Annotated in this window: 9 protein-coding genes; 3 read left to right on the top strand and 6 right to left on the bottom strand. The window is 70.3% G+C overall.

Features of this window, described 5'->3' with window-relative positions:
• Positions 1–10: 10 nt before the first annotated feature.
• Positions 11–643: a response regulator gene (locus tag OHA37_RS31935; protein WP_266910373.1), complete on the top strand. Its 633-nt coding sequence runs from the start codon at positions 11–13 to the stop codon at positions 641–643.
• A gap of 205 nt (positions 644–848) precedes the next feature.
• Here OHA37_RS31935 and hisS read toward each other — a convergent pair whose 3' ends face one another.
• Positions 849–2,108: a histidine--tRNA ligase gene (gene hisS, locus OHA37_RS31930; protein WP_266910371.1), complete on the bottom strand. Its 1,260-nt coding sequence runs from the start codon at positions 2,106–2,108 to the stop codon at positions 849–851.
• A gap of 10 nt (positions 2,109–2,118) precedes the next feature.
• On the bottom strand, positions 2,119–2,829 hold the full coding sequence (locus tag OHA37_RS31925; RefSeq protein ID WP_266910369.1) for an MBL fold metallo-hydrolase: 711 nt from the start codon (positions 2,827–2,829) through the stop codon (positions 2,119–2,121).
• Positions 2,830–2,982: 153 nt separating this feature from the next.
• Here OHA37_RS31925 and OHA37_RS31920 point away from each other — a divergent pair, with 153 nt between their 5' ends.
• Entirely contained in the window at positions 2,983–3,765 is a 783-nt protein-coding gene (locus OHA37_RS31920; RefSeq protein WP_266910367.1) for a peptidylprolyl isomerase, read from the top strand.
• 223 nt (positions 3,766–3,988) lie between these two features.
• Positions 3,989–5,218 carry a DUF349 domain-containing protein gene (locus tag OHA37_RS31915; protein ID WP_266910365.1) on the top strand — a complete coding sequence of 410 codons (1,230 nt, stop codon included), beginning with the start codon at positions 3,989–3,991 and terminating at the stop codon, positions 5,216–5,218.
• Between the two features lie 96 nt (positions 5,219–5,314).
• Here OHA37_RS31915 and OHA37_RS31910 read toward each other — a convergent pair whose 3' ends face one another.
• From OHA37_RS31910 to secD, 4 genes are all read right to left on the bottom strand, one after another.
• Positions 5,315–7,765: a RelA/SpoT family protein gene (locus tag OHA37_RS31910; RefSeq protein ID WP_266910363.1), complete on the bottom strand. Its 2,451-nt coding sequence runs from the start codon at positions 7,763–7,765 to the stop codon at positions 5,315–5,317.
• 291 nt (positions 7,766–8,056) lie between these two features.
• Positions 8,057–8,611, bottom strand: a complete 555-nt coding sequence (locus tag OHA37_RS31905; protein ID WP_266910361.1) for an adenine phosphoribosyltransferase — start codon at positions 8,609–8,611, stop codon at positions 8,057–8,059.
• The gene (gene secF, locus OHA37_RS31900) at positions 8,608–9,660 is read right to left on the bottom strand and encodes a protein translocase subunit SecF (RefSeq protein WP_266910359.1); all 1,053 of its coding nucleotides are present in this window, start codon (positions 9,658–9,660) and stop codon (positions 8,608–8,610) included. Before secF ends, OHA37_RS31905 begins: the two co-directional genes overlap by 4 nt.
• Positions 9,661–9,663: 3 nt before the next feature.
• Positions 9,664–11,451, bottom strand: coding sequence for a protein translocase subunit SecD (gene secD / locus OHA37_RS31895; protein WP_266910357.1), 1,788 nt, complete (start codon positions 11,449–11,451; stop codon positions 9,664–9,666).
• Positions 11,452–11,460: the final 9 nt, after the last annotated feature.

Here is an 11,460-nt window from a genome sequence, read left to right as displayed (position 1 = left end):
GCCGTACGAGATGATCCGCATCCTGCTGGCCGACGACCACCCGGTGGTACGGGAGGGCCTGCGCGGCATGCTCGCCGCCGAACCGGACCTGGAGGTCGTCGCGGAGGCCTCGAACGGCCCGCAGGCGGAGGCGCTCGCCGCGCGGCTGGTCCCCGAAGGCGGCCTGGACCTGATCCTGATGGACCTGCGGATGCCGGGTGGCGACGGAGTCGAATCGATCGCCCGCATCACGGCGGCCCGGCTGCCGGTACGGGTGGTGGTGCTGACCACCTACGAGGAGGACCGGGACATCCTGCGCGCGGTGGAGGCGGGGGCGGCGGGCTATCTGCTGAAGGACATGGCGCGGGCGGAACTGGCGGCCGCGGTCCGGGCGGCCGTGCGCGGCGAGACGGTCCTCGCCCCGACGGTGGCGGGCCGCCTGGTGGACCGGCTCCGCACCCGCCCGTCGCTGCCGCGGCTCTCCGACCGGGAGGTGGAGGTGCTCCGCCTGGTCGCCGGGGGCGCGACCAATGCCGAGATCGGCCGCCGGCTGTTCGTGGCGGAGTCCACGGTCAAGACGCACATGCTGCGCATCTTCGCGAAGCTGGAGGTCACGGACCGCACCGCGGCGGTGACCACGGCCATGCGGCACGGCCTCCTGTAACGGCGGCCGCTGCGCGGGGCTTCCCCCACCCCACCCCTTCCCGAAACCGGGGCTCCGCCCCGGACCCCGTTCCGGGCGCTGCGCGCCCGGTGCGCTCAAACGCCGCGCGGGGTCCGGGGCGGAGCCCCGGGAAACGGCGAAAGGGCGGGGCGGGGAGAACTCCGCGCAGCGGATCCCCCGACCCCGCCCCACCAGGCGGCGACCGTCAGGCCAGCTTCGCCCGGACCGTGTCCACGAGCTCGGCGACGGCCACCGGCGTCTGCTCCCCGGACTGCATGTCCTTCAGCTGGACCACGCCCTCTTCGAGGTCACGGTCCCCAGCGACGACCGCGAAGCGGGCCCCGCTCCGGTTCGCGTCCTTCATCGCACCCTTGAGGCCCTTGCCCCCGTAGGAGATGTCCGCGGCCACACCGGCCCGCCGCAGCTCGGTCACCAGACCGAACAGCACCGGCTTCGCCGCACCGAGCGCCACCGCGAAGACGGAGGTCGCGGCGGGGATGTCCAGTTCGACACCCTCGGCTTCGAGCGCCAGCACCGTACGGTCGACGCCCAGCGCCCAGCCCACCGAAGGCAGCGCCGGGCCGCCGATCATCTCGGAGAGGCCGTCGTAACGGCCGCCGCCGCCCACCGCCGACTGGGAGCCCAGACCGTCGTGGACGAACTCGAAGGTGGTGCGGGTGTAGTAGTCCAGGCCGCGCACGAGCTTCTCGTCGTCCTCGAAGACGACCCCGGCCGCCGTCACCAGCGCCCGCACCTCCTCGTGGTACGCCTTGCAGGCATCGCAGAGGTAGTCGCGCAGCATCGGGGCGCCGACGAGCTGCTTCTGCACGTCGGCCCGCTTGTCGTCGAGCACGCGCAGCGGGTTGATCTCGGCCCGTCGCACGGTCTCCGCGTCGAGGTCGAGCCCGCGCAGGAAGGCCTGGAGGGCCTCCCGGTACACCGGGCGGCACTCCTTGTCGCCGAGCGAGTTCAGCAGGATGCGGAAGTTGCGCAGGCCCAGTGAGCGGTACGCCTGGTCGGCCAGGATGATCAGCTCGGCGTCCAGGGCCGGGTCCTCGGCTCCGATCGCCTCGGCGCCGACCTGGGAGAAGTGGCGGTAACGGCCCGCCTGGGCCCGCTCGTAGCGGTAGTAGGAGCCGGAGTACCAGAGCTTGACGGGCAGGCCGCCGAGCTTGTGGAGGTTGCCCTGCAGGGCGGCGCGGAGCACGGAGGCGGTGCCCTCGGGACGCAGGGCGAGCTGGTCGCCGCCCTTCGTGGTGAGGGTGTACATCTCCTTGCTGACGATGTCGGTGGACTCGCCGACGCCGCGCGAGAACAGCTCGACGTTCTCGAAGCCGGGGGTCTCCACGTACCCGTAGCCGGAGTTCTTCAGGGGCGCGGAGATCGCCTCGCGCACCGCCAGGAAGGTGGCGGAGCGGGGCGGCAGCAGGTCGTACGTGCCCTTGGGGGCCTGAAAAGTACTCACGAAACTCTCGTCACATTCCTCGTCGTGGAGACGTGAAGCCGTCTCCCAGGCCGGCGGCCACCTGCCGCAGGTACGGGTTGGTGGCTCGCTCACGGCCAATGGTCGTGTGCTCGTTGTGTCCGGGCAGCACCACGGTCGAATCGTCGAGCGGCAGGCACACGCGGGCCAGCGATTCGAGCATGTCGGCGTGGCTGCCGCCGGGGAAGTCCGTACGCCCGATGGAGCCGGCGAAGAGCAGGTCGCCCGAGAACAGCAGCGGCGGGATGTCCGCCGCCGCGGGCATCCCGAAGGTCACCGACCCCCTGGTATGGCCGGGGGCGTGCGACACGGTGAGCTCCATGCCCGCGAGGGCGAGCTTCGCGCCGTCGGTGAGCTCCTTGACGTCCGAGGGCTCCCCCACCGTGAGCTCGCCCATGAGCTGGGCGCCGAGGGAACGGCCGAGGGCCTTCTCCGGGTCGCTCATCATGAAGCGGTCTTCGGGGTGGATCCAGGCCGGTACGTCGTGTGCTCCGCACACCGGGACCACCGAGGCCACATGATCGATGTGGCCATGGGTGAGGACGACGGCGACGGGCTTGAGCCGATGCTTCTTCAGCGTCTCTTCGACACCCTGGGTGGCCTGGTGGCCCGGGTCGATGATGACGCACTCCTCACCGGCGGCGGGGGCGACCACGTAACAGTTGGTCCCCCAGGCCCCGGCGGGGAATCCGGCAATCAGCACGTTCGTCCTCAATCGTCGTCCGGCGGGAGGCTGCAGATAGGAATGCTGCTGCTCAGAGCCTACCGGCGCCGCTCATTACACAGCGAACCCATATACGGTACGGCCTAACCCAGCCCGGACAGTGGTACCAGATACGCACAAGGAGACGACCCGGTGGTCACGAGCGATCAGCGGCGGCGCCAGCTCGCCAGGGAAAAGTACGAACGCCAGCAGCAGCGGCGTGCCGAGGCGCGGCAGAAGTCGCGCAAGCGGCTGGCCGTGATCGGTGCGGCGGTGGCCGTGGTCGTCGCGGCGCTGGTCGGCCTCGTGGCCGGCGGCGTGTTCGACAAGGACAAGAAGGACGAGGCGGCCGACCCGGCCGCGACTCCCTCGGCCGCGCCCACCCCGCAGCAGTCCCCCTCCCCGGCGATGGCGATCGACGCCAAGGCGAAGTACACCTTCGGCCTGAAGACCAGCGCGGGCGACATCACGTTCGAGATGGACGCGGCGAAGACCCCGCAGACGGTCAACTCGTTCAAGTCGCTCGCCGACAAGAAGTACTTCGACAACACCAAGTGCCACCGCCTGACCACGGGCGGGATCTTCGTCCTGCAGTGCGGTGACCCGCAGGGCACCGGCACGGGCGGCCCCGGCTACACCATCGCGGACGAGAACCTCGACGCCCTGGGCAAGCCCAACGAGACCGGACAGGTCATCTACCCGGCGGGCACGGTGGCGATGGCCAACACCGGCCAGCCCGGCTCGGGCGGCAGCCAGTTCTTCCTGGTCTACAAGGACAGCCCGCTCGCCCCCACGTACACCCCCTTCGGCAAGATCGACGCGGCCGGCCTGAAGGTCCTCGAAGAGGTGGCCAAGGCCGGTGTGGCCGACGGCGGCCAGGACGGGGCCCCCAAGACCCCCGTGACGATCGAGAAGGGCACCGTCACCCAGAACTGACCGGGACCGGGCGCCCCGGGCCCGGGCTGTCTCCTCGATTTCCCCGAATCGATTTCCTCCAAGGCGCTCCGGTACGGCGATATTCCGTCGTGCTGGATGCGGACAGCCGGCCCGGCGGTCGCCTATGTTGGCGTTGTGCAGGGCGGGCGCGGCCCGCCCCAGGAAACTGTGGACGATGCCCAGGGGGTGAACCCCTCGCAAGGCATCAGGTGGAGGAGGCGCTGTGAGCAGCGACCCGTGGGGCCGAGTCGACGAGACCGGCACCGTGTACGTGCGTACTGCCGATGGCGAGAAGGTCGTCGGCTCGTGGCAGGCCGGTACCCCGGAGGAGGCCCTGGCCTACTTCGAGCGCAAGTACGAGGGCCTGGTGGTCGAGATCGGCCTCCTCGAACGACGGGTGCGGACCACCGATCTGGCCGCCAAGGACGCCCAGACGGCCATCGAGCACCTGCGTACGCAGGTGGACGAGCACCACGCCGTCGGTGACCTCGACGCGCTGCGCGTGCGGCTGGACAAGCTGGTGGCGACCGTGGACTCGCGCCGCGAGGAGCGCAAGGTCCAGAAGGCCAAGCAGACGGACGAGGCCCGTACGGCCAAGGACGCACTGGTGGCCGAGGCCGAGGAGCTGGCGCAGAGCGACCAGTGGCGCAGCGCCGGCGAGCGGCTGCGGGCCCTGGTGGACATCTGGAAGGGTCTGCCCCGCCTCGACCGCAAGTCGGACGACGAGCTGTGGCACCGCTTCTCGCACGCCCGTTCCGCCTTCTCCAAGCGCCGCAAGGCGCACTTCGCCTCGCTCGACGCGCAGCGCGAGGACGCCCGCAAGGTCAAGGAGAAGCTGGTCGCGGAGGCCGAGTCGCTGTCGAAGTCGACCGACTGGGGTCCGACGGCCGCGCGCTACCGCGAGCTGATGGACAACTGGAAGGCCGCGGGCCGCGCGCAGCGCGAGTCCGAGGACGACCTGTGGAACCGTTTCCGCGGCGCCCAGGACGTGTTCTTCGCGGCCCGCAGCGAGGTCTTCGCGGAGCGCGACGCCGAGCAGGTGGAGAACCTGAAGCTGAAGGAGGAGCTGGCCGACGAGGCCGAGAAGCTCGTCCCGATCACGGACCTGAAGGCGGCCCGTGCCGCGTTCCGTTCCCTGAACGAGCGCTGGGAGGCCATCGGCCACGTACCGCGGGACGCGCGTCCCAAGGTGGAGGGCCGGATGCACACCATCGAGCGGGCGATCCAGGAAGCCGAGGAAGGCGAGTGGCGCCGTACGAACCCGGAGGCGCGGGCCCGTGCGGCCGGTCTGACGGGGCAGCTGCAGGCGGCGGTCGACAAGCTGCGCGGCCAGATCGACGCGGCGCGCGCGCAGGGCAACAACTCCAAGGCCGACAAGCTGTCCCGGGAGCTGGAGGGCCGTCAGGCCCTGCTGGACCAGGCGCTGAAGGGCCTTGAGGAGTTCGGCGGCTGACCACCGCCCCGCACGTGGAAGGGCCCCGGTACGCACTGCGTACCGGGGCCCTTCCGTCTTCGTACGGTTCCCCTGCTCCTTCGTACGGTTCCCCTGCTACGGCCTGCGGGCCGAGGTCACGCGGTAGACGTCGTAGACGCCCTCGACGCCCCGTACGGCCTTCAGGACGTGGCCCAGGTGCTTCGGGTCGCCCATCTCGAAGGTGAACCGGGAGGTGGCCACCCGGTCGCGGGACGTCTGTACGGCCGCCGACAGGATGTTCACGTGCTGGTCCGACAGCACCCGGGTGACGTCGGAGAGCAGCCGGGACCGGTCCAGCGCCTCGACCTGGATGGCGACCAGGAAGACGGAGGACTGGGTGGGCGCCCACTCGACCTCCAGCATCCGCTCGGGCTCCTGGGAGAGGGAGTCCACGTTGACGCAGTCCGCGCGGTGGACCGATACGCCGCTGCCGCGCGTGACGAAGCCGACGATCGGGTCGCCCGGCACCGGGGTGCAGCAGCGGGCCAGCTTGACCCACACGTCCTCGACGCCCTTGACCACCACGCCGGGGTCGGCGTTGCCGCGGCGGGTGCTGCGGCCGCGGGCCGGCGGGATGCTGTCCTCGATGTCCTCGTTGGCCGCGTCCTCGCCGCCGAGGGCCTGGACCAGCTTCTGGACGACGTTCTGCGCGGTGACGTGGCCCTCGCCGATCGCCGCGTAGAGCGAGGAGATGTCGGGGTAGCGCATCTCGTGCGCGAGGGTGACGAGGGAGTCCCCGGTCAGGATGCGCTGGATCGGCAGGTTCTGCTTGCGCATGGCCCGCGCGATGGCGTCCTTGCCGTGTTCGATCGCCTCGTCGCGGCGCTCCTTGGAGAACCAGGCGCGGATCTTGTTGCGGGCCCGGGGGGACTTGACGAAGCCCAGCCAGTCGCGGGACGGGCCGGCGCCCTCGGCCTTGGAGGTGAAGACCTCGACCAGGTCGCCGTTGTCGAGGGTCGATTCGAGCGGTACGAGCCGCCCGTTGACCCGCGCCCCTATGGTCCGGTGGCCGACCTCGGTGTGGACGGCGTACGCGAAGTCGACGGGGGTGGCGCCGGCCGGCAGGGCGATGACATCGCCCTTGGGCGTGAAGACGAAGACCTCGTTGCGCGAGAGGTCGAAGCGCAGGGAGTCGAGGAACTCGCTCGGGTCCTCGGTCTCCTTCTGCCAGTCCAGCAGCTGGCGCAGCCAGGCCATGTCGTTGACGGTGTCGTGGCCCGCGCTGCCCTTGGCCGCCTGCGGCACGTCCGTCCGTACCTTCGAGGTGCCGGCGACCGTCTGCTGCTTGTACTTCCAGTGCGCGGCGATGCCGTACTCGGCGCGGCGGTGCATGTCGAAAGTGCGGATCTGCAGCTCGACGGGCTTGCCGCTGGGTCCGATGACCGTCGTGTGGAGCGACTGGTACATGTTGAACTTCGGCATCGCGATGTAGTCCTTGAACCGGCCGGGGACCGGGTTCCATCGCGCGTGCACGGTGCCGAGGGCGGCGTAGCAGTCCCGGACGGTGTCGACGAGGACCCGGATGCCGACCAGGTCGTAGATCTCGGCGAAGTCGCGGCCGCGGACGATCATCTTCTGGTAGACGCTGTAGTAGTGCTTGGGGCGACCTGTGACGGTGGCCTTGATGCGGGCGGCCCGGAGGTCGGCCATCACCTCGTCGGTGACGACCGTGAGGTACTCGTCCCGCTTGGGTGCCCTTTCGGCCACCAGCCGCACGATCTCGTCGTACATCTTGGGGTAGAGGATCGCGAAGGCGAGGTCCTCCAGCTCCCACTTGATGGTGTTCATGCCCAGCCGGTGCGCCAGCGGGGCGTAGATCTCAAGGGTCTCGCGGGCCTTCTTCTCCTGCTTCTCCCGCTTGAGGTACCGCATGGTGCGCATGTTGTGCAGGCGGTCGGCGAGCTTGATGACCAGGACCCGGGGGTCCTTGGCCATGGCGACGACCATCTTGCGGACGGTCTCGGCCTGGGCGGCCTCGCCGAACTTGACCCGGTCGAGCTTGGTGACCCCGTCGACGAGCAGGGTCACCGCGTCGCCGAAGTCGCGCCGCAGGTCCTCCAGCCCGTACTCGGTGTCCTCCACGGTGTCGTGGAGGAGCCCCGCCATCAGCGTGGCCGGGTCCATGCCCAGCTCGGCGAGGATCGTGGTCACCGCGAGCGGGTGGGTGATGTACGGGTCGCCGCTCTTGCGCTTCTGACCGCGGTGCCAGCGCTCGGCGACCTGGTAGGCCTGCTCGATCTGCCGCAGCGTGGCCGTCTCGATCTTCGGGTCGTTGCTGCGGACTATGCGGAGCAGCGGTTCCAGGACCGGGTTGTACGGGTTGGAACGCTGCCCGCCGAGACGGGCCAGCCGGGCGCGCACCCGATTGGAGGACCCGGCCGACTTCGCGGACGCGGGCTTGACCGGAGGCGCGGGCGCCGGGGTCGGCGGAACCGGGGCGGCCGGCGGCGCGGCGGGGCCCGCCGCGGCCGGCTCGGCCTGCGGATCGGGCTGCGCGGCGGAGATTGGCTGGACCTCGTCTGGCAAGAGCGCTCCTCAGGGGGTCCCCCCGCACGGAGTGTGGGGGAGGATCCGGTGCCCGTGTCCGGTCCGGATAACCCATCGTAGCGAGGGTTCCGCCACCCCGTTCCCCGAGTCCACCCCGACCAGTGCACATCCAGCCCGTCCGGCGTTTGAGGACCGGGGTCCGGGGCGGAGCCCCGGGGAACGGGCGAAGGGCGGGTAGGGGACTCAGCCCCGCGCAGCGGCCCGCACACGCCGAAGCGGGCGCGCTCCGGGAAATCCCGGTGCACGCCCGCTTCGGCGGGAACAGCGTCGTCAGACGACGATCAGCGCATCCAGCGGAGCCCCGCCAAGGGCCCCGGCCAGCCGCTCACGACCCGGGAGGAACGAAAGCTCCATCAGGACCGCAACCCCGGCAACCGCCGCCCCGGCCCGGCGGATCAGCTCCAGCGAGGCGGCAGCGGTGCCGCCGGTGGCCAGCACGTCGTCGATGACCATGACCCGGTCGTCGGCGCACAGCGCCTCCGCGTGGATCTCGATCTCCGCCGACCCGTACTCCAGGTCGTAGGACTGCAGGAGCGTCGCCCCGGGCAGCTTCCCGGCCTTGCGGACCGGCACGAAGCCGATGCCCGCCTGGACGGCCACCGGAGCCGCCAGGATGAATCCCCGCGCCTCCAGACCGACGATCTTCGTCGCTCCGTACTGCCCGGCCAGGGCCACCAGCGCGTCCGTGAGGGCGCCGAACGCCTTCGGGTCGGCCAGCAGCGGGGTGATGTCCTTGAACATCACGCCCGGCTTCGGGTAGTCCGCCACGTCGGTGATCCGGCTGAGCAGCAGGTCCCGTACGCCGGAGGGCAGCTCCGCGGTCACCGGCGGCGTCCCGACCGGCCCTGGGCCACTACCTCGGGCGTGCCTTCGGTCCCGGCGTCCTCGGGCGACTCGCCCCTGGCCTCCGCCGACGCCCGCTTCGCGAGCACCCGCTTCTTCAGGGCCTTCATCGCCGGCTCGCGCTCCTTCAGGTCCACGACCAGCGGGGTCGCGATGAAGATCGACGAGTAGGCGCCGGCCGCGAGGCCGACGAACAGCGACAGCGAGATGTCGTTCAGCATGCCGGCGTCGAGGATGCCGCCACCGATGAAGAGCAGCGCGCCGACGGGGAGCAGCGCCACGACGGTGGTGTTGATCGAGCGGACCAGGGTGCCGTTGATGCTGCGGTTGGCGATCTCGCTGTACGTCCAGCGGGTCTGCTTGGTGATGTCCTTCGAGCCCTCCTTGAGACCGTCGAAGACGACGACGGTGTCGTAGAGGGAGTAACCGAGGATGGTCAGCAGACCGATGACCGTACCCGGGGTGACCTCGAAGCCGACCAGCGCGTACACGCCGACGGTGATGGTGAGGTCGTGGATCAGCGCGATCAGTGCCGCGACGGCCATCCGCCACTCGAAGGCGATGGCCAGGTAGATCACCACGAGGACCATGAAGACGCCGAGGCCCGTCCAGGCCTTGTTGGCGATCTGCTCGCCCCAGCTGGGGCCGACCAGGTCCGCGTTGATGTCGGCCGCGTCGACCTTGAGGTCGGTGGCGAGCTTGGCCTTCACGTCGGCCGCGGCATCGGTGCCCAGTTCCGAGATCTGGATGCGCAGGCCGCCGGTGCCGAGCTTCTGGACGATCGCGGGGTGGCCGGAGGCCTCTTCCGCGTCCTCGCGGGCCTGGGCCTCCGAGACGGAGGTCTTCGGGGTGGTGAAGACGGCACCGCCCTTGAACTCGATGCCCATGTTCAGGCCCGAGACGGCCACGGCCACGATCGCCGTGATGGTGATCAGGATGGAAACGCCGTACCAGACGAAGCGCTTGCCGACGAAGTCGTAGCCGACCTCACCTCGGTACAGCTTGGCGCCGAGATCTCCGAGCTTCGACATCTCTCACGCCTCCTTTGCGTCGACGGGAACGGAGACGGTCGCGGCGGCCGCGTCGGAGCCGGTACGACGCGAGCGTCGCAGCGGCGGCTTCGCGCCCAGTCGCTTCGGGTCCAGCCCGGACCACGGGTGACCGCTGGCGAAGAAGTTCGTACGGGCCAGCAGCGTCATGACGGGCTTCGTGAAGAGGAACACCACGACCACGTCGAGCAGGGTCGTCAGACCCAGGGTGAAGGCGAAGCCCTGCACCTTGCCGACGGTGACGATGAACAGCACCGCGGCGGCCAGGAACGACACGAAGTCGGAGACCAGGATGGTGCGACGGGCGCGCGGCCAGGCGCGCTCGACGGCCGGACGCAGGGTGCGGCCCTCGCGGATCTCGTCCCGGATGCGTTCGAAGTACACGATGAAGGAGTCGGCGGTGATGCCGATCGCGACGATGGCACCGCAGACGGCCGGCAGGTTCAGCGCGAAGCCGATGCCCTTACCGAGCAGCACCATGATCGTGTAGGTGAGGATGCCGGAGACGATGAGGCTGATGATGGCGACGAACGCCAGGCCCCGGTAGTACGCCAGCAGGTAGATCACCACGAGGGCGAGGCCGATGGCACCGGCGATGAGGCCGGCCTTCAGCTGCTCGCCGCCGAGCGCGGCGGTGACGGTGGTGACGCTGTCCTCCTGGAAGGACAGCGGCAGGGCGCCGTACGAGAGCATGTTGCCCAGGTCCTGCGCGGACTGCTGGTTGAAGCCGCCGGAGATCTCGGCGTTGCCGCCGGTCAGCGCCTGGCTGACGGACGGGTCGGAGATGACCTCGCCGTCGAGCACGATGGCGAACTGGTTCTGCGGGGACTGCTTGGCCGCGAGCTCACCGGTGATCTTGGCGAACTTGTCGGCGCCGCTGTCGGTGAACTGCATCGTGACGATCCACATGCCGCGCTGCGGGTCGATGATGCCCTTGGCGTCCTTGACGTCCTGGCCGTTGACCTGCGCCGGGCCGAGGACCCACTTGAACCAGACGCCGTCGCGCTTGCCGCAGGCGAGCGTCGGGTCCTCGGGCTTGACGTTCTGCTTGACGGCGGTGCGCTGCGCCTCGTTGCTGCAGTCCAGCGCGGCGAACTTCGCCTGCAGGTCCGCGGCGGCGGCCTGGTCGGCGGTCGGCGCGGACGGCGACGTGGACGGGGTGGCCTTGTCGTCTGCCTTCTTCGACACGCTCGCCGAGGGCGAGGGAGAGGGGGCGTTCGGGGCCTTGAGGGCCTCACTGACCGCACGGCCCTGGGAAGTGGCGCTGGACGACGGGGTGGCCGCGCTGGCGGACGGGCTGCCGGAACCGCTCGGGGCGGCGCTCGGGGAGCCGCTCGGGTTGGCCTCGGGCGCGACCGGCGCACCCTCCGCCGTGGCGAGCACGGGGCGGAAGTACAGCTGGGCGGTGGTACCGACCTGGTCGCGCGCCTGCTGATCGTTCGTCCCCTTGGGGATGTTCACGATGATGTGGTCGCGGCCCTGGGTCTGAACCTCGGCCTCCGACACACCGAGACCGTTGACGCGGCGCTCGATGATGCCGACCGCCGTGTTCATGTTGGTCTCGTTGATCGCGTCCGGCTTGCCGGGCTCGCTCTTGGCCTTGAGCGTGATGCTCGTACCGCCGGCGAGGTCGATGCCGAGTCGCGGCGTCGTCTGCTTCGTGAGGAACATCCCCGCGGTGAGCGCCACCATCGCGATCAGGATGATGGCCAGGGAACGCCCCGGCCTCCCCTGAGCCCCCGTGGGCCGCCGGCCCTTCTTCGGTGCTGCCACCTTGTCGTA

It is taken from the genome of Streptomyces sp. NBC_00335 (assembly GCF_036127095.1).
Taxonomy (GTDB): Bacteria; Actinomycetota; Actinomycetes; order Streptomycetales; family Streptomycetaceae; genus Streptomyces.
Note: the sequence above shows the minus strand (reverse complement) of the source record. Positions and strands in the feature narration are given on the sequence as shown.